The sequence below is a fragment of the Burkholderia sp. BCC0397 genome (genome assembly GCF_902832865.1).
Taxonomy (GTDB): domain Bacteria; phylum Pseudomonadota; class Gammaproteobacteria; order Burkholderiales; family Burkholderiaceae; genus Burkholderia.
The window spans coordinates 15,591-33,378 of record NZ_CADFDL010000015.1 but is presented as its reverse complement, the minus strand read 5'-3'; the positions used below and the strand labels follow the sequence as shown (position 1 = coordinate 33,378).

The following is a 17,788-nucleotide window of genomic DNA, read 5'->3' as shown; positions in this document are numbered from 1 at the left end:
GTGGGCCCGATGCTTAAAGATTAGGCGGTTTCGGTGGAAAGCGCGAAGCCGTGGGGGCGATCCCGTTTGGACGGCCGCCAGCGCAACCTGGCTGCGCGATACGGGGGCGCCGGTGAGCGGCGTCAGCGCCGGCTGCCGACCCGCGGGCCGCCCGCTTCGGCGTCAGCGCCGGTCGCCCGCCCGCGCCAGCGCTTCGTCACGAAACTCGGCCGGGCTGCGCCCGCTCCATTTGCGGAACGCGCGGTAGAACGCGCTCGGCTCCGCGAACCCGGTCGCGGCCGCGACGTCGGCGATCGTGCGTGCGGGGTCGGCCAGCGCCTCGAACGCGAGATCGCGCCGCAGCGTGTCCTTGATCGACTGGTACGCATGGCCCTCCTGGTGCAGCTTGCGGCGCAGCGTGGCCTCGGCCACGTGCAGCCGCGCGGCCATCCCGCCCGCGCCCGGCCACGCGGCGGGCGGCATCCCGCGCAGCACCGCGCGCACCCGCTGCGCGAGCGCGTTCGGGTTGCGGTACTTGACGATGAAGCTGGCCGGCGCGTTGCGCAGGAACGTCTTCAGCGTCTTCGCGTTCTGCACGACCGGCAGCGTCGCGAATTCGGGATCGAAATCGACATACGAATCGGGCTGGTTGAAACGCATGTCGTCGCAGAACATCGACGGATATTCGTGATCGGCGGGCGGCGTGTCGCAGCGGAAGCTCGCATGCAGCAGCGGAATGCGCCGCCCGATCAGCCAGCAGGTGAGCCCGTACACGATGATGAAATAGGTCGCGTACGTGAACATCGCGGGCGTCGCACCGTTGTTGCGGTGCACGAAACGCAGCCGCACGCGCTGCGGATTCGCATCGAGTTCCGCGTGCAGGTCGTCGAGCACGCAGTGCATGAAGTTCACCGCGCGCGCCATCGCGTGCAGCCCGTCGCGGGCCGACAGCGCGGCCTGGCTCATTGCGATGAAGCTGCCGCTGCGCATCGGGTGGCGATCCTGCCCGAAAAACTCGTCGTCGAGCGTGCGCGCGATCGCGTTCCACAGCGCGCCATATTGCTGCGCGGACACACGTGCGCGCGGCTGCCCGAGCAGCGCGGGCGGGATGCCGGCCTGGGCGAGCAGCGGCTCGGCCGCGACGCCGCGCCGCGTGGCCAGCGCGACGCTGTACGCGACGAGGCTGATCGCGACGGTTCCCTTGTCTTCCTGCTTCATCGGTGTCGCCGGTGTGGCAAAAACGCTCAGTGTAAATGAGCGACGCGAGCATCGAACAGTCGCGCGTGCTTGCCTACACTTGTTGCATCGAAACGCAAGGACGGTCGCGCCCGGCGGCCGCGGGAGACAGCAGCACCATGGACGAGCTTTACACCGAAGACCAGCGGATGATCCGCGACGCCGCGCGCGCTTTTGCCACCGAGGTGCTGGCGCCGAACGCCGCGCAGTGGGACCACGACGCGCACCTGCCCGACGCGATCGTCGCGCAGCTCGGCGAGCTGGGCCTGCTCGGGATGATCGTGCCGCAGGAACTGGGCGGCTCGTATACGGATTACGTGGCCTATGCGCTGGCGATGGAGGAAGTGGCGGCCGGCGACGCCGCGTGCGCGACGATGATGAGCGTGCACAACTCGGTCGGCTGCGGGCCGATCCTCGGTTTCGGCACGCCCGCGCAGAAGGATCGCTGGCTGGCCGACATGGCGGCCGGCCGTGTGATCGGCGCGTTCTGCCTGACCGAGCCGCATGCCGGTTCCGAAGCGAACAACCTGCGCACGCGGGCCGAACTGCGCGACGGCAAATGGGTGCTGAACGGCGCGAAGCAGTTCGTGACCAACGGCCAGCGCGCGGGCGTCGCGATCGTTTTTGCCATGACCGATCCGGACGCCGGCAAGCGCGGCATTTCCGCGTTCCTGGTGCCGACCGACACGCCGGGCTTCGTCGTCGGCAAGCCCGAGAAGAAAATGGGCATCCGCGCGTCGGATACGTGCCCGATCACGTTCGAGAACTGCGCGATTGCCGAAGAGAACCTGCTCGGCAATCGCGGCGAAGGGCTGAAGATCGCGTTGTCGAACCTCGAAGGCGGGCGCATCGGCATCGCCGCGCAGGCGCTCGGGATCGCGCGCGCCGCGTTCGACAAGGCGCGCCGCTATGCGGGCGAGCGCGTGCAGTTCGGCAAGCCGATCGCCGAGCATCAGGCGATCCAGCAGAAGCTCGCCGACATGGCCGTGCAGATCAACGCCGCGCGCCTGCTCGTGCATCACGCGGCGAAGCTGCGCACGGCCGGGCTGCCGTGCCTGTCGGAAGCGTCGCAGGCGAAGCTGTTCGCGTCCGAGATGGCCGAGCGCGTGTGCTCGGACGCGATCCAGATTCACGGCGGCTACGGCTACCTGGTCGATTACGAAGTCGAGCGTCACTATCGCGACGCGCGCATCACGCAGATTTACGAAGGCACCAGCGAAGTGCAGCGGATGGTGATCGCGCGGCAGCTGTGAGCCGCGACGGTCGCGCCGACGACAGCATCACGCAGGGCACGAGGGCAGCACGGCAAACGCGGCACGCAACGACGTGACCGTGCGCCGTGCAACACGGAACCGGGCAGGTGCTGAAGCACATGCGCCGGTTGACCGCTGGAGACTGGACGGAGACGACACATGACGGTACAGGCATTCCTGGACGCACGCGATTTTCTGCTGCGCCATCGCACCGACTACAACACCGCGTATCGCGATTTCGAATGGCCGGCGCTCGATGCGTTCAACTGGGCGCTCGACTACTTCGACCCGATGGCGCGCGGCAACGACCAGCCCGCGCTGTGGATCGTCGACGCGGCAACCGGCACGGGCGATCCGTACTCGTTCGCGCAGATGTCCGAGCGCTCGTCGCGGATCGCGAACTGGCTGCGCTCGATCGGCGTCGGGCGCGGCGACCGCGTTCTGCTGATGCTGCCGAACCGTGTCGAGCTGTGGGACGCGATGCTGGCCGCGATGAAGCTCGGCGCGATCGTGCTGCCCGCCACTACGCAACTGTCGCCCGACGACGTGCGCGACCGCGTGCAGATCGGCGGCGCGACCTACGCGATCGTCGACGAGCACGAAACCGCGAAGTTCGAGCAAGCCGGCCTCGGCCTCAAGCAGAAGATCGTTGCCGGCGCGCCGCGCGCGGGCTGGCTCGCGATGAACGACGGCTATGCGGCGAGCGCCGCGTTCGAGCCGGACGCCGTCACGCATGCGAACGATCCGATGCTGCTGTACTTCACGTCCGGCACGACGTCGAAGCCGAAGCTCGTCGAGCATACGCACCGCACCTATCCGGTCGGCCATCTGTCGACGATGTACTGGGTCGGCCTGCAGCCGGGCGACATCCACTGGAACATCAGCTCGCCGGGCTGGGCGAAGCACGCGTGGAGCTGCTTCTTCGCGCCGTGGAATGCGCAGGCGTGCGTGTTCGCGTTCAACTATGCGCGCTTCGAGCCGAAGGTCGTGCTCGATGCGCTCGTCAACTACCGGGTGACCACGCTGTGCGCGCCGCCGACCGTGTGGCGCATGCTCGTGCAGCAGCCGCTCGCGTCGTTCGACGTGAAGCTGCGCGAGATCGTCGGCGCGGGCGAGCCGCTGAATCCCGAGATCATCGAGCGCGTGAAGAAGGCCTGGAACATCTCGATTCGCGACGGCTACGGCCAGACCGAGACGACCTGCCTGATCGGCAACTCGCCGGGCCAGCCGGTGGTCGCGGGCTCGATGGGCCGGCCGCTGCCCGGCTACCGGATCGCGCTGCTCGATCCGGACGGCGCGCCCGTGACCGAAGGCGAGGTCGCGCTGCCGATCGGCGCGGACGTCGCGCGCCCGGTCGGGCTGATGAAGGGCTATGCGAACAATCCCGACGCGACGGCCCACGCGATGCGCGACGGCCACTACCGCACGTCGGACATCGCGATGCGTCGCGACGACGGCTATTACGTGTACATCGGCCGCGCGGACGACGTGTTCAAGTCGTCCGACTACCGGCTGAGCCCGTTCGAACTCGAGAGCGTGCTGATCGAGCATCCGGCGATTGCCGAAGCGGCCGTCGTGCCGAGCCCGGACCCCGTGCGGCTGTCGGTGCCGAAGACCTTCATCACGTTGCGGCAGGGCTACGAGGAAAGCCCCACGCTCGCGCTGGAAATTTTCCGTTTCTCGCGCGAGAAGCTCGCGCCGTACAAGCGCATTCGCCGCCTGCAGTTCGCGGAACTGCCGAAGACGATCTCGGGGAAGATTCGCCGCGTCGAGCTGCGCCGCCGCGAGATCGAGCGCGACGACGACGCGACTGCGCGCATGCCCGGCGAATACTGGGAAGAGGATTTCGCCGCGGAACTGAAATGACCGACCGCGGGCCGCGCGCGCCGCATGCCGCGGCCGCCTCCCGCAGCCGAATTGAACCGGCCGCCGGGCGGAATTCCGCTTCGCGGCCCTCTGCAAGGAGAATGCATCGATGAACGCGAATCCGACGCCCCGTACGGGGCAAGACGTGCCGACGGTCAAGCTGCTGATCGACGGTGCCTTCGTCGAGTCCGCCACCAACGAGTGGCGCGACATCGTCAACCCGGCGACGCAGCAGGCGCTCGCGCGCGTGCCGTTCGCGACCGTCGCGGAAGTCGACGCGGCGGTGCAGGCCGCGCACGCCGCGTATGCGACGTGGAAGAACACGCCGATCGCCGCGCGCATGCGCATCATGCTGAAGTTCCAGGATCTGGTGCGCGCGAACCAGCAGCGCATCGCGAAGACGCTGACGGCCGAGCAGGGCAAGACGATTCCCGACGCCGAAGGCGACATCTTCCGTGGCCTCGAAGTGGTCGAGCACGCGTGCTCGATCGGCACGCTGCAACTGGGTGAATTCGCGGAGAACGTCGCGGGCGGCGTCGACACCTACACGCTACGCCAGCCGCTCGGCGTCTGCGCGGGCATCACGCCGTTCAATTTTCCCGCGATGATTCCGCTGTGGATGTTCCCGATGGCGATCGTGTGCGGCAACACATTCGTGCTGAAGCCGTCGGAGCAGGACCCGATGTCGACGATGGAGCTCGTCGAACTCGCGCTCGAGGCCGGCGTACCGAAAGGCGTACTGAACGTCGTGCACGGCGGCAAGGAAGTCGTCGACGCGATCTGCACGCATCCGCTCGTGAAGGCGATCTCGTTCGTCGGTTCGACCGCCGTCGGCACGCACGTGTACAACCTCGGCAGCCAGCACGGCAAGCGCGTGCAGTCGATGATGGGCGCGAAGAACCACGCGATCGTGCTGCCCGACGCGAACCGCGAGCAGGCGATCAACGCGCTCGTCGGCGCGGGTTTCGGCGCGGCCGGCCAGCGCTGCATGGCGACGTCGGTCGCGGTGCTGGTGGGCAACGCGCGCGACTGGCTGCCCGACATCGTCGAGAAGGCGCAGGCGCTGAAGGTCAACGCGGGCGCGGAAGCGGGCACCGACGTCGGGCCGGTCGTGTCGCGCGGCGCGAAGGCGCGGATCCTGACGCTGATCGACGCGGGCATCAAGGAAGGCGCGAAGCTCGAGCTCGACGGCCGCGACGTGAAGGTGGCCGGCTACGAGCAGGGCAATTTCATCGGGCCGACGATCTTCTCGGGTGTGACGCCCGACATGTCGGTCTACACGCATGAAATCTTCGGGCCGGTGCTGGTCGTGATGGAAGCCGACACCCTCGACGACGCGATCGCGCTCGTCAACGCGAATCCGATGGGCAACGGCGTGGGTATCTTCACGCAGAGTGGTGCGGCTGCGCGCAAGTTCCAGACCGAGATCGACGTCGGCCAGGTCGGCATCAACATCCCGATCCCGGTGCCGGTGCCGTTCTTCAGCTTCACCGGTTCGCGCGGCTCGAAGCTTGGCGATCTCGGCCCGTACGGCAAGCAGGTCGTGCAGTTCTACACGCAGACCAAGACGGTCACCGCGCGCTGGTTCGACGACGACACGACGGCCGCCCCGGTGAATACGACGATCCGGCTGCATTGAGCGGCGGAGGACACGAACATGAAAATCGGATTTATCGGCCTCGGCCACATGGGTGCGCCGATGGCGCTGAACCTGCTGAAAGCCGGCCATGAAGTGCATGCGTTCGACCTGAGCGCCGACGCGTTGCGCGCGCTGCAGGACGCCGGCGCACAGGTGGCCGCGTCGCCGCGCGATGCGGCGTCGGGCGCGGCATTCGTGATCACGATGCTGCCGGCCGCGCCGCACGTGCGCTCGGTGCTGTCCGGCGAGAACGGCGTGCTGGCCGGCCTCGGCGCGGGTGCAACGGTGATCGATTCGAGCACGATCGACCCGGCGAGCGCGCAGGCGTTCGGCGCGCTGGTGCGCGAGCACGGCGGTGCGTTCGTCGATGCGCCGGTGTCGGGCGGCACCGGCGGCGCGGCGGCCGGCACGCTGACCTTCATGGTCGGCGGCAGCGATGCGGATTTCGAGCGCGTGAAGCCGGTGCTCGCCGGCATGGGCAAGAACATCGTCCACTGCGGCGCGACGGGGATGGGGCAGGTCGCGAAGGTCTGCAACAACCTCGTGCTCGGCATCTCGATGGCGGCGGTATCGGAGGCAATGTCGCTCGGCGTCGCGCTCGGCATCGACCCCAAGGTGCTGGCCGGCATCGTCAACACGTCGACGGGCCGCTGCTGGAGCTCGGATACCTACAACCCGTATCCGGGCGTGATCGAGACCGCGCCGTCGTCGCGCGGCTACTCGGGCGGCTTCGGCACCGACCTGATGCTGAAGGATCTCGGCCTCGCGAACGATGCGGCGAAGCAGGCGCGCCAGCCCGTCTATCTCGGCGCGCTCGCGCAGCAGCTGTACCAGACGATGAGCAGCCGCGGCGACGGCCAGCTCGATTTCTCGGCGGTGATCCGCCTGTACCAACCGGCCACGAAGAAGGACGCCTCATGATCGAACTCGACTACGTCGACGACGGCGCGATCGCGTGCGCGACGCTCAAGCGTCCGCCCGCGAACGCCTTTACCGCCGACGGGCTGCAACAACTGCAGGCGACCGTCGCCGAACTGAACGCGAACCCGCGCGTACGCGCGCTGGTGATCACCGGCGACGGCCCGAAGTTCTTCAGCGCGGGCGCCGACCTCAACACGTTCGCCGATGGCGACCGCGCGGTCGCCCGTGCGATGGCCGCGCGCTTCGGCGCGGCGTTCGAGGCGCTGCACGACGCGCGCGTCGTGACGATCGCGGCGATCAACGGCTATGCGATGGGCGGCGGCCTCGAATGCGCGCTCGCATGCGACCTGCGGATCGCCGAAACGCATGCGCAGATGGCGCTGCCGGAACCGTCGGTCGGCCTGCTGCCGTGCGGGCTCGGCACGCAGACGCTGCCCTGGCTCGTCGGCGAAGGCTGGGCGAAGAAGATCATCCTGACCGGCGCGCGCGTCGATGCGGCCACCGCACTGCGGATCGGCCTCGTCGAGGACGTGGTGGAAAGCGGCGCCGCGCGCGATGCGGCGCTCGCACTGGCGCGCAACGTCGCGCGGCAAAGCCCGCACGCGGTCGCCTACAGCAAGGAACTGATCGGCCTCGCCCGCCGCGGCGTGCCGCGCGGCGCGGCGCTCGCGGTCGAGCGCGAACGCTTCGTCGACCTGTTCGACACGAACGATCCGCGCGAAGGCGTGGCGGCGTTCCTTGGCAAGCGCGCGCCGCAGTGGCGCACCGATGGAGAGCCGCAACGATGAGCACACCGGTGACGAATCACGACGCATTCGCGGAGCATGCGCCCGAGGTGCTGTATCGCGTGGTGAACCGCGTGGCGCTGATCACGCTGAACCGGCCGGCCGCGCTCAACGCGTTGTCGTACGCGATGATCGGCGAGCTGGCCGCGCTGTTCGAGCGCTGCCGCCACGACGACCAGATCGTCGCGGTCGTGCTGCGCGGCGCAGGCGAGAAGGGTTTCTGCGCGGGCGGAGACGTGCGTGCGTTGTACAAGATGGTCGCGCAGCGCGAAACCTGGCTGCCGTTCTTCGTCGACGAATACCGGCTCGACTACGCGATCCACACGTTCCCGAAGCCGGTGGTCGCGCTGATGGACGGCGTGACGATGGGCGGCGGGATGGGCCTTGCGCAGGGCGCGGCGCTGCGCGTCGCGACCGAGCGCAGCAAGATCGCGATGCCGGAAACGCGCATCGGCCTCGTGCCCGACGTGGGCGCGACGCATTTCCTGTCGGGCATGCCGACCGAACTCGAACTGTACGTGGGGTTGACCGGCGCGATGCTGTCGGGCGCCGACGCGCTGAGCGCGAAGCTCGCGGACCTGTGCGTGCCGTCCGCGTGGCTCGACACGTTCGAGACGCGTATCGAAAGCGTCAAGTGGGATGGCGACGTGCTGCCGGCGCTGCGCAGGGTGTTCGAGCCGCCGTGCAATGTGGTGTCGCATGCGGCGCTCGACGGCCAGATGCCGTGGATCGTCCGCCACTTCGACAAGCGCTCGACCGTCGAGCGGATCGTCGCGACGCTCACGCAGGATCTGGCGCGCGACGAGCTGGCGCGCGAGCACCGCCAATGGCTGCAGGCGACGCTCGATGCGCTCGCGAGCCATTCGCCGACGATGCTCGCCGTGACGCGCGAGGCGCTGTTGCGCGGCCGGCAGATGACGCTCGCGGAATCGTTCCGGATGGAGCTCGGCATCGTCGCGCGCGCGATCGAGGAAGGCGATTTCCGCGAAGGCGTGCGTGCGCATCTCGTCGACAAGGATCGCAAGCCGCGCTGGGCGCCCGCGTCGCTCGTCGAGCTGCGCGCCGAGCGCGTGCGGCATTTCCTGACGTCGCCGTGGAAGCTGTTCGCGCATCCGCTCGCCGATCTCGGCGCGGCGTAATCTCTGCGTGATGGCCCGACGCGCCGCGCGGCGTGTCGGCTGCGACCCGTTCAGCGCGCTTCGTCCGCGCGCTCGATCATCGGCGGAATCGCCTCCGCAAGCGCGTCGATCACGCAGCGCGTCTTGCGCGGCAGGTAGCGCGTCTTCGGCCAGAGCGCGTGAATGTCGCCTTCGCAGACGAAGCATCGATCCAGCACGACCACCATCTCCCCGCGCTTCACGTAATGGTCGAGCAGCCAGCTCGGCAGCCACGCAATCCCGAACCCCGATGCGCCGGCCGCGGCGATCGCCTGCACGTCGTCGAAACTCAGTTGATGCGGCATGTCGATGCGCACCGTCGAGCCGTCCGGCGCGCGCAAGTCCCACGGCTGCACCACGCCCGAACGCGAATACGCGATCGTCCGGTGGTGCTTCAGGTCGTCGAGCGTCTTCGGCATCTCGTAGCGCGCGAGATACGACGGCGCCGCGCCGAGGCTGCCGTATTGCGTGCCGAGCCGCCGCACCGCGAGGCTCGTGCTGTCCGCGAGCGTGCCGATCCGCACCGCAAGGTCGATTCCTTCCTCGACGAGATCGACGAAGCGGTCGGTGATCGACACGTCGATCCGCAGGTGCGGATAGGTGCGCGCAAGGTCGAGCACGATCGGCGTCACGCAGTGGTGCCCGAACGCGAGCGGCACGCTCAGCCGCAGCTTGCCGCGCGCCTCGTGGCGGCCGCAGTCAAGATCGGCTTCCGCCGCTTCCAGTTCCGCCAGCGCGCGCACGCAGCGGTCGTAGTACGCCTGGCCGTCGTCGGTCAGGCTCTGGCTGCGCGTCGTGCGCTGCAGCAGCCGTGCGCCGAGCCGCTTCTCGAGCCGTGCGATCGCCTTGCCGACCGCCGAACGCGTCATGTCGAGCCGTTCCGCGGCCAGCGCGAAGCTGCCCGATTCCACGACCTGGACGAAGGTCGTTACGCCGTCGAGTCTGTCGGTCATTGCAGGTTTACGTCGATTGGGTCCTGAAATTCCCCAGTGCATGGAAATGCGTGCGTCAATGGGGAGATGAATTCTCACTATAGTACCGATTCCCGCCCAGCGTGCGTCGCCGGCCGCACGCGGCGAATCCTACTTATCTGGAGGCGTGCGGCCTGTCGCCGGGCCGCCGCGCAATACGCATGACGCTATCCGACTCCCGCAGGAATGCGGTCGCGCTCGCGGCCGTCTGTCTCACGTCGCTGATGTTCGGCCTCGAAATCTCGAGCGTGCCGGTGATCCTGCCGACGCTCGAACACGTGCTGCATGGCGATTTCAACGGCATGCAGTGGATCATGAACGCGTACACGATCGCGTGTACGACGGTGCTGATGGCGGCCGGCACGCTCGCGGACCGGTTCGGCCGCAAGCGCGTGTACGTGATCGGCACCGTGCTGTTCGGCGCGACGTCGCTGCTGTGCGGGCTCGCGCCGAACGTGCCGGTGCTCGTCGCGGGCCGGCTGCTGCAGGGCGCGAGCGGCGGCGCGATGCTGATCTGCCAGATCGCCGTGCTGTCGCACCAGTTCCGCGAAGGGCGCGAGCGCGGCCGCGCATTCGGAATCTGGGGGATCGTGTTCGGCATCGGGCTCGGCTTCGGGCCGATCGTCGGTGGCGCGATCGTCGCGCTGGCGAGCTGGCCGTGGGTGTTCCTCGTCCATGCGCCGCTCGCGGCCGTCGCGCTCGTGCTGATCGGCGGCGCGGTGCAGGAATCGCGCGATCCGCATGCGGGCGCGCTCGACGTCGCGGGCATCGTCACGCTGTCGCTCGCGGTGCTCGGCCTTGCCTTTTACATCACCCAAAGCGCCGAACTCGGGCTGACGAGCGCGGCCGGCCTCGGCGTGCTCGGCGCGACCGTGCTCGCGCTGGCCGGTTTCGTCATCGCGGAGCGCGGCAGCGCGCGGCCGATGTTCGACTTCTCGGTGTTCCGGATTCGCGCGTTCACCGGCGCGATCTTCGGCTCGATGGGGATGAACTTCAGCTTCTGGCCGTTCATGATCTACCTGCCGATCTGGTTCCAGGTTGCGCTCGGCTACGACAGCGTGACGGCCGGTCTCGCGTTGCTCGCGTACACGCTGCCGACGCTGATCGCGCCGCCGTTCGGCGAACGGCTCGCACTGCGCTACGGGCCGGGCGTCGTGATTCCGGGCGGCCTGTTCACGATCGCGGCCGGTTTCGTGCTGATGCGGTTGGGCAGCGCGGCCGATCATGCGAGCTGGCTGACGATGCTGCCGGGCTGCGTGATCGCCGGCATCGGGCTCGGCTTGACCAACACGCCCGTTACCAACACGACGACGGGCGCGGTGCCGAGTGCGCGGGCCGGGATGGCGTCGGGCATCGACATGAGCGCGCGGATGATCTCGCTCGCGCTGAACATCGCGGCGATGGGCTTCGTGCTGGTAGCGGGGATCGTCGCGAGCCTGAAGGGCGGGCCGGCCGGCACGATCGGCGACGCGGCGCTGCGCCGGCTTGCGCAGGAGATTGCAGCGGGCCGCACCGACGGGCTGCAGGCGATCGCGCCGGCGCTCGCGCACGGGTTCGGGTGGGTGATGGTGTACGGCGCGGCGGGCGTGGCCGTGCTCGCGGCCGCGAGCGCGGTGGCGTTCGCGCCGGCGCGGCGCGGGGCGGCCGTATGCGAATGACGCGGCCGGCGTGCGGCGTATGACGTGTGACGGCCGGTCAGGATGTCCCGCCGCCGAGCGCGCGGTACAGCTTCATCTGGTTGTTGAGCCGGTTCAGGCGCGTCAGTTCGTCGGCGCTCTGCGCGCTCCTCAGTACCTGCTGCTGGTCGAGCCACGGCTGCACGGCGGTCGCGCCGGCCGCGAAGCGCGCGGCAGCCAGCCGTTCGGCGCGCTGCGCCTGGGCGAGCGACAGCGCGCGCTGTTCGGCTTCGCGTTCGAGCTGCACGCGTGCCGACAGCGCGTTCTCGACTTCCGCGAGCGCCGTGTAGAGCCGCTGGCGGAAGCCGACCACCGCTTCCTCGTACTGCGACTTCGACACCTTGATCTGCAACTGCATCGTGTTCCACTGGATGAACGGCAGCGCGAGGCCGAGCCCGAGCGTGCCGACCGGATTGGTCAGCACGCGCTCGAGGCTCGTGCTCGTCGTGCCGGCGCTGCCGGTCAGCGTGAAGGTCGGATAGAAGCTCGTGCGCGTCGCGTCGACCTGCGCGAGCGACTCGCGCAGCCGGAATTCCGCCGCACGCAGGTCGGGGCGCCGGCCGAGCAGGCTCGCGGGCAGGCCGGCCGCCACGTCGGGCGGTGCGGTGTCGGGCAGTGCCGCCGGTTCGGCCGCGAACTGCTGCGGCGACCGGTCGAACAGGATCGCGAGCGCGTGGCGGTTCTCGGTGCGCTGCTGGATCAGTTGCGTCTGCGCCGCGCGTTGCGCGGCGAGGCTCTGTTCGGCCTGCGCGAGGTCGAGCCCCGACACGGCGCCGGCCGTGTGCCGTGACCGGACGAGCGCGAGCGTGCGCTCCGCATACGCGATGTTCGCGTCGCCGAGCGCGATCTGCCGGTTCAGATAGCCGATCTGCCAGTACAGCGCCGCGGTCATGCCGATCAGCGACAGCCGCGCGGCCTCCAGATCGGCGGCCGTCGCGTCGGCTTCCCAGTGCGCGGCGTCGCGCAGCGCGGCCAACCGGCCCCACAGGTCGATTTCGTAGCTGAGCGAACCGTTGAGGCCGCTCGACTGGCTCATCTGGTGCGTATCGAGCGTGCGCGACACCGTGCCGTTCGCGCCGAGCGTCACGTTCGGCGTCAGGTTCGTGTCGACGAGCCCGGCCTGCAACTGCGCGCGATACACGCGGATCGCCGCGATCGCGAGATCGCCGTTGGCGCGCAGCGCGTCGTCGATCAACGCGTCGAGTTGCGGATCGCCGAAGCTGCGCCACCAGTCGCGCGTGGCGGCCGGCGCATCGGCCGTGACCGGCGCGGCCCAGTTCGCGGGCATCGCGACGGCCGGCAGCGGATCGTGGCGCGCGGCCGCGCAGCCGGCGAGCAGCGCGGCCGCGCATGCGAATGCGCCGAGGCGATGAAGCGGGGAGGAATGCGTGATGGCCATGTTTCGTCAGTCGCGCGCGAGCGCATCGATCGGATCGAGCCGCGACGCGTTGCGCGCGGGCATGAACCCGAAAATCACACCGGTGAGCGTCGAGCACACGAACGCGGTCACGATCGCGCCGGCCGAGAACACCATCTTCCACTGTGCGACGAACATCGAGAACAGCGCGCCGAGCCCGAACGACAGTGCGATGCCGATCGTGCCGCCGAGCAAGCACACGAGCACGGCCTCGACCAGGAACTGCTGCAGGATGTCGGACTGGCGCGCGCCGACCGCCATCCGGATGCCGATCTCGCGCGTACGCTCGGTGACCGACACCAGCATGATGTTCATTACGCCGATCCCGCCGACGACGAGCGAGATCACCGCGATCAGCGACAGCAGCAGCGTCAGCGACTGGCCGGTCTTCTCGACGGTCTTGACCACGCTGTCCATGTTGTACGTGAAGAAGTCCTTGCGGCCGTGGCGCTGGATCATCAGCTTCTCGAGGCTTTTCTCGGCGGCGGCGCTCGGCTGCCCGTCGCGTACGCGCACGGTGATGCTGTCGAGATAGCGCTGGCCGAACAGGCGCCCGCTTGCGGTCGTGTACGGCACCCACACGTTCAGGCTCTTCACGCTGCCGAATGCGCTCTTCTTGTCGGCGGTGACGCCGATCACGACGCACGGCACGTTGTCGACCAGGATCACTTCGCCGACCGGATTGCGGGTCGCGCCGAACAGCTTGCGGCGCGTGTTCTGGTCGATCACGGCCACCTGCGCCTGGCGGCGCACCGCGTCGTCGTCGAACGCGACGCCGAACGCGAAACGCATCCCGCGCGCCTGGAAGTAGCGGTCGCCGACGCCGCTCACGAGCGCGTTGACGTCGATGTTGCGGTAGCGCAGCAGCAGCGTGCGCGACGTTTCGGGTGTCGCGCTGTCGACGTACGGCTGCTCGGCGAGCGCGGCGACGTCGGCGGGCACGAGCGTCTGGATCGTGTCCGCGCGGCTGTCGCCCCAGTCGGTGCCGGGATAGACGTTGATCGTATTGGTGCCGATGCTGCCGATTTCTTCGAGCATGTAGCGCTTCGCGCCTTCGCCGACCGCGACGATCGATACCACCGACGTGATGCCGATGATGATGCCGAGCATCGTCAGCAGCGTGCGCAGCCGGTGCGACACGAGCGCGATCCACGCCATCCGGCACGCCTCGGCGAAGCGGCCGGTGCCGGCCACGAAGCGTCCGGCGCGCGGGCCGGGATCGGTGTCGGTGTCGGCGTGCGGCGGGGCATCCTCGGAAGCCGGTGCGGACGGCGTGTCGGCTGCCGTTTCGGTCGTTGCGGCCGCGCCGACACCGGATTCCGCGAGCGCCTCCGCGTATTGCCGATTCGGCCGGTCGGCGACGATCTCGCCGTCGCTGATCTCGATGATGCGCCGTGCATGGCGCGCCACGGCCTTGTCGTGCGTGACGATCACGATCGTATGGCCGAGCGCGTTCAGCTCGTGCAGGATGCGGATCACGTCCTGGCCGCTTTTCGTGTCGAGCGCGCCGGTCGGCTCGTCCGCGAGGATCACCTGGCCGCCGTTCATCAGCGCGCGCGCAATGCTCACGCGCTGCTGCTGGCCGCCGGACAGTTGCCCGGGCCGGTGATGCGCGCGATCCGCGAGCCCGAGGCGCGCGAGCAATGCGCGGGCGCGGGCGTGCCGCTCGGCGCGCGTGGCACCCGCGTAGATCGCCGGCATTTCGAGGTTCGCGACCGCGTCGACGTGCGGCAGCAGGTGATAGCGCTGGAACACGAAGCCGAAGTGCTCGCGGCGCAACTGCGCGAGCTCGTCGCTGTCGAGCATGTGCGTGTCGCGTCCGCCGACCGTGTAGGTGCCTTCGCTCGGGTGATCGAGGCAGCCGAGGATGTTCATCAGCGTCGACTTGCCGGAACCCGACGCGCCGACGATCGCGACGATCTCGCCCGCGTCGATCGCGAGGTTGACGTTGTTCAGGACGACGACGTCCTTGTCGCCGGCAGGAAAGCGTCGCGTGACGGCGGAGAGTTTCAGCAGGGGCTGGCTCATCGTCACACCACGTCCGACAGCGGCGCGTGCTCGTCCGCCGACGCTTCGCCGATCACGACGCGCTCGCCGTCCTTCAGGCCGGCCAGCACTTCGACGCGCACGTTGTTGTTGATGCCGATGCGGATATGGCGCGTTTCCGTGCTGCCGTCGGCGCGCAGCACGCGTACCGCGACGGTGCCGTCCTTGCGCTTCTCGCCGAGCGCGGCGGCCGGAATGATCAGCGCGTTGCGCGCGTCGCCGAGCACGATGTTGACCTGCGCGGTCATCGCGATGCGCAGCCGGTGCTCGGGATTCGGCACGTCGAACAGCGCGTTGTAGAACACCGCGGCGTTCGGCTTCGCGCCGCCGCCGGCCCCGCCGCCGAGCGGGCTTTGCGCGTCGGCGTAGTTCTGCGGTGCCGGTTCGATCGCGCGCAGCTTGCCGTAGTGACGCTTGTCCGGTTCGCCGAGGATCGTGAAATACGCGCTCTGGCCGGCGCTCACGCGGATCACGTCGGCTTCCGACACCTGCGCCTTCACGGTCATCGTGTCGAGATTCGCGAGCTTCAGGATCACCGGCGCCTGCTGCTGCGCGATCACGGTCTGGCCTTCCTGCGTGACGATCGCGACGATCTCGCCGTCGATCGGCGCGACGATGCGCGTGTAGCCGAGGTTGGCCTGCGCGGTCTCGATCTGGATGCGGGCCGAACGGATCTGCGCGGCGAGCGACGCGAGGGTCGCGCGCTGCACGTCGAGCGTCGCCTTCGCGGCCTCGAACGACTCGCGCGACGTCGCATCGTCGGGCAGCATCGCCTGCTGGCGGCGGAACGCGAGTTCGGCCTGTGTCAATTGCGCGGCGGTCGATTGCTGCTGCGCGCGCAGGCTTTCTTCGCTGGCGCGCGCCTGACGCAGTGCGTTTTCCGAGATCACGGGATCGATCTCGGCGAGCCACTGGCCTTTCGTGACCTTGTCGCCGAGCTTGACCTTCAGCGTCTTCAACTGCCCCGACACCTGCGCGCCGACGTCGACCTGCTTGAACGCCTGCAGCGCGCCGGTTGCGAGTACCGCGTTCTCGAGATTGCCGCGCGTGACGGGTGCGGACAGGTACTGCGGACGCTTGTCGGGCGCGCAGGCCTTCAGCGTGACGCCGGCGGCGATCGCGACGACGGCAAGGGTGGCCAGCACGATGCGCCGGCGGCGATGGGCCTTCTGGGTCATGAGAATGCGGCGAGGATGAAGCAGGCGCCGGCGATGCGTGCGGCCGAACGGAACGATCCGGTTGGCGTCGCATGCCGGACGTGTCGCCCGCGACGGGTTCCGCGTACGCATCGCGCGGGCGTGCCGAATCGAATCAGGCGCTCATGGTAAGCGAGGAATTCGCGCCGAATCGTGTGGAATTTGTGCTGAATTGTGCGGACGCCGTACCAATGCGGTTGGCCAGACGGCGTAATTGTTGCGATCTGTGAAAAGGCGTTGCCGCGCCGCGCGCTACCGCTGCGCGGCGACGATCGCCATCATCGGCCGGTCGCGTTCCTCGTCGAGCGCGGGCAGCGCGTCGACCTGCTCGGGCGTCGGCCCCCATTCGTTGAGATGCGTGAGCGTGAAGCCGCTGCCGATCAGCTGGTTCGCGAGCGTGCCGAGCGTGCGATGCTGCTTGACGACGCCCGGCGCGAGCCAGTCGGTCACGCGTTCGCCTTCGCGCTGGTAGCCGTCGAGCGGCCACGAGCGGTTGCCTTGCGCATCGACGACGAAACCGGGCCGGCGCGGCGCCGTATAGATCGGATGCTCGATCGAGAACACGAGCCGGCCGCCCGGCACGAGCGCGTGATGGATCGCACGCAGCAGCGTGTCGAGGTGCACGATGTAGTGGAACGTGAGCGAGCTGTACGCGAGATCGAACGCGGCATCCGGCAGCGCGAGCGTTTCGAGATCGGCGAGACGGTACGTGATCGCCGGATGAGCGGCGGTCGATGCCGCGCGTTCGAGCATGCGTTCGGACACGTCGATGCCGAGCACGCTCGCAGCACCCTGGTCGGCCGCCCAGCGGCTGAACCAGCCGTAGCCGCAGCCGAGATCGAGCACGCGACGGCCGTGCAGGTCGGGCAGCAGCGCGCGCAGCGCGGGCCATTCGGGGGCGCCGTCGAGCCCGTGAATCGAGCGGTTCAGGCGGCTATAGCCTTCGAAGAAGGCCGGGTCGTCGTAGATGTTCTGCGTCATGCGTCGACTCTCGTGCGGGCGGGGCGAGCGGGCTCGCTCGCCCGATTCCGCGAGCTTACGCGCGGTGTCCGCCCGCGTCGATCCTGCGCTGCGTGTCGGCGTCGACGATCTCGCGGATCGCGCTGAACAGCGGCGCGGCGTCGGTGTAGCGACGGCCGTAGCCGAGATTGAACGCATAGTCGAAATCGGGCGGATTGCTGCCCTGGTTGTGCTGCAGGATCGTTTCGAGCTTGTCGAGCGCCTTCGCCGCGCGGGCTTCGGGCGAGGCGGCCGCCTCGTATTCGTCCCACAGCGCGACGATCTCGTCGCGCACCGCGCGGTCGAGCGACGCGGTCAGCGTCAGCAGGTCGTCGCGTTCGTGCGTGCTCTTGTCGGGGTGCGCGGCCTGCTCGATCGCGGGGATGTCGCCGTGCAGCGCTTCGCCGAGGTCGTGGACGACGCACAGTTTCAGCAGCTTCAGCGTGTCGACGCCGGGCAGCGCGTCGGCGAACACCAGCGCCATCAGGCACAGCCGCCAACTGTGCTCGGCCGTGCTTTCCGGGCGGCCGGCCGACGTGTAGCCGCTGCGCAGCACGTCCTTCAGGCGTTCGGCTTCGCGCAGGAAATCGAGGCGCGCGTGGATCGTATCGGGATTCATCAGAATTTGCCCCGAGAAACCCCGCCAT

General features: G+C 68.9%; 14 protein-coding genes. 7 read left to right on the top strand and 7 right to left on the bottom strand.

Annotated elements, in window-relative coordinates:
• Window positions 1–162: 162 nt before the first annotated feature.
• Window positions 163–1,197 carry an AraC family transcriptional regulator gene (locus HWX03_RS30975; RefSeq protein ID WP_175873864.1) on the bottom strand — a complete coding sequence of 345 codons (1,035 nt, stop codon included), beginning with the start codon at window positions 1,195–1,197 and terminating at the stop codon, window positions 163–165.
• Window positions 1,198–1,334: 137 nt separating this feature from the next.
• Here HWX03_RS30975 and HWX03_RS30970 point away from each other — a divergent pair, with 137 nt between their 5' ends.
• The 6 genes from HWX03_RS30970 to HWX03_RS30945 all read left to right on the top strand — a co-directional run bounded on the left by HWX03_RS30970 (window position 1,335) and on the right by HWX03_RS30945 (window position 8,818).
• Window positions 1,335–2,468 carry an acyl-CoA dehydrogenase family protein gene (locus HWX03_RS30970; RefSeq protein ID WP_175873863.1) on the top strand — a complete coding sequence of 378 codons (1,134 nt, stop codon included), beginning with the start codon at window positions 1,335–1,337 and terminating at the stop codon, window positions 2,466–2,468.
• 159 nt (window positions 2,469–2,627) lie between these two features.
• Window positions 2,628–4,334, top strand: a complete 1,707-nt coding sequence (locus HWX03_RS30965) for an AMP-binding protein (RefSeq protein ID WP_175873862.1) — start codon at window positions 2,628–2,630, stop codon at window positions 4,332–4,334.
• A gap of 109 nt (window positions 4,335–4,443) precedes the next feature.
• Window positions 4,444–5,973: a CoA-acylating methylmalonate-semialdehyde dehydrogenase gene (locus tag HWX03_RS30960; protein ID WP_175873861.1), complete on the top strand. Its 1,530-nt coding sequence runs from the start codon at window positions 4,444–4,446 to the stop codon at window positions 5,971–5,973.
• Window positions 5,974–5,991: 18 nt separating this feature from the next.
• Window positions 5,992–6,894 carry a 3-hydroxyisobutyrate dehydrogenase gene (gene mmsB / locus HWX03_RS30955; RefSeq protein ID WP_175873860.1) on the top strand — a complete coding sequence of 301 codons (903 nt, stop codon included), beginning with the start codon at window positions 5,992–5,994 and terminating at the stop codon, window positions 6,892–6,894.
• Entirely contained in the window at window positions 6,891–7,682 is a 792-nt protein-coding gene (locus HWX03_RS30950; protein WP_175873859.1) for an enoyl-CoA hydratase, read from the top strand. Before mmsB ends, HWX03_RS30950 begins: the two co-directional genes overlap by 4 nt.
• Window positions 7,679–8,818, top strand: coding sequence for an enoyl-CoA hydratase/isomerase family protein (locus tag HWX03_RS30945; protein ID WP_175873858.1), 1,140 nt, complete (start codon window positions 7,679–7,681; stop codon window positions 8,816–8,818). Before HWX03_RS30950 ends, HWX03_RS30945 begins: the two co-directional genes overlap by 4 nt.
• 50 nt (window positions 8,819–8,868) lie before the next feature.
• Here the strand turns inward: HWX03_RS30945 and HWX03_RS30940 are convergent, their stop codons facing one another.
• The gene (locus HWX03_RS30940) at window positions 8,869–9,789 is read right to left on the bottom strand and encodes a LysR family transcriptional regulator (RefSeq protein WP_175873857.1); all 921 of its coding nucleotides are present in this window, start codon (window positions 9,787–9,789) and stop codon (window positions 8,869–8,871) included.
• 179 nt (window positions 9,790–9,968) lie between these two features.
• Between HWX03_RS30940 and HWX03_RS30935 the strand changes: the two genes are divergently transcribed.
• Window positions 9,969–11,465 (top strand): MFS transporter, encoded by a 1,497-nt coding sequence (locus HWX03_RS30935; protein ID WP_175873856.1) that lies wholly within the window; start codon window positions 9,969–9,971, stop codon window positions 11,463–11,465.
• A gap of 37 nt (window positions 11,466–11,502) precedes the next feature.
• On the opposite strand, the gene HWX03_RS30930 is transcribed toward HWX03_RS30935, so the two are convergent.
• From HWX03_RS30930 to HWX03_RS30910, 5 genes are all read right to left on the bottom strand, one after another.
• Complete coding sequence (locus tag HWX03_RS30930) at window positions 11,503–12,882, bottom strand: efflux transporter outer membrane subunit (RefSeq protein WP_175873855.1); 1,380 nt, start codon at window positions 12,880–12,882, stop codon at window positions 11,503–11,505.
• A 6-nt stretch (window positions 12,883–12,888) separates the two neighbouring features.
• Entirely contained in the window at window positions 12,889–14,928 is a 2,040-nt protein-coding gene (locus HWX03_RS30925; RefSeq protein WP_175873854.1) for a MacB family efflux pump subunit, read from the bottom strand.
• Between the two features lie 2 nt (window positions 14,929–14,930).
• The gene (locus HWX03_RS30920) at window positions 14,931–16,124 is read right to left on the bottom strand and encodes an efflux RND transporter periplasmic adaptor subunit (RefSeq protein ID WP_175873853.1); all 1,194 of its coding nucleotides are present in this window, start codon (window positions 16,122–16,124) and stop codon (window positions 14,931–14,933) included.
• A gap of 270 nt (window positions 16,125–16,394) precedes the next feature.
• Window positions 16,395–17,123: a class I SAM-dependent methyltransferase gene (locus tag HWX03_RS30915; RefSeq protein ID WP_175873852.1), complete on the bottom strand. Its 729-nt coding sequence runs from the start codon at window positions 17,121–17,123 to the stop codon at window positions 16,395–16,397.
• A gap of 55 nt (window positions 17,124–17,178) precedes the next feature.
• Entirely contained in the window at window positions 17,179–17,760 is a 582-nt protein-coding gene (locus HWX03_RS30910) for an HD domain-containing protein (protein WP_175873960.1), read from the bottom strand.
• Window positions 17,761–17,788: the final 28 nt, after the last annotated feature.

What these genes read in the sequence shown, in the direction of transcription:
- HWX03_RS30920 (WP_175873853.1), bottom strand. Translation starts at nt 16,124, where the DNA reads ATGACCCAGAAGGCCCATCGCCGCCGGCGCATCGTGCTGGCCACCCTT.
- HWX03_RS30930 (WP_175873855.1), bottom strand. Translation starts at nt 12,882, where the DNA reads ATGGCCATCACGCATTCCTCCCCGCTTCATCGCCTCGGCGCATTCGCA.
- HWX03_RS30970 (WP_175873863.1), top strand. Translation starts at nt 1,335, where the DNA reads ATGGACGAGCTTTACACCGAAGACCAGCGGATGATCCGCGACGCCGCG.
- HWX03_RS30940 (WP_175873857.1), bottom strand. Translation starts at nt 9,789, where the DNA reads ATGACCGACAGACTCGACGGCGTAACGACCTTCGTCCAGGTCGTGGAA.
- HWX03_RS30950 (WP_175873859.1), top strand. Translation starts at nt 6,891, where the DNA reads ATGATCGAACTCGACTACGTCGACGACGGCGCGATCGCGTGCGCGACG.
- HWX03_RS30925 (WP_175873854.1), bottom strand. Translation starts at nt 14,928, where the DNA reads ATGAGCCAGCCCCTGCTGAAACTCTCCGCCGTCACGCGACGCTTTCCT.
- mmsB (WP_175873860.1), top strand. Translation starts at nt 5,992, where the DNA reads ATGAAAATCGGATTTATCGGCCTCGGCCACATGGGTGCGCCGATGGCG.
- HWX03_RS30975 (WP_175873864.1), bottom strand. Translation starts at nt 1,197, where the DNA reads ATGAAGCAGGAAGACAAGGGAACCGTCGCGATCAGCCTCGTCGCGTAC.
- HWX03_RS30935 (WP_175873856.1), top strand. Translation starts at nt 9,969, where the DNA reads ATGACGCTATCCGACTCCCGCAGGAATGCGGTCGCGCTCGCGGCCGTC.
- HWX03_RS30910 (WP_175873960.1), bottom strand. Translation starts at nt 17,760, where the DNA reads ATGAATCCCGATACGATCCACGCGCGCCTCGATTTCCTGCGCGAAGCC.
- HWX03_RS30945 (WP_175873858.1), top strand. Translation starts at nt 7,679, where the DNA reads ATGAGCACACCGGTGACGAATCACGACGCATTCGCGGAGCATGCGCCC.
- HWX03_RS30965 (WP_175873862.1), top strand. Translation starts at nt 2,628, where the DNA reads ATGACGGTACAGGCATTCCTGGACGCACGCGATTTTCTGCTGCGCCAT.
- HWX03_RS30960 (WP_175873861.1), top strand. Translation starts at nt 4,444, where the DNA reads ATGAACGCGAATCCGACGCCCCGTACGGGGCAAGACGTGCCGACGGTC.
- HWX03_RS30915 (WP_175873852.1), bottom strand. Translation starts at nt 17,123, where the DNA reads ATGACGCAGAACATCTACGACGACCCGGCCTTCTTCGAAGGCTATAGC.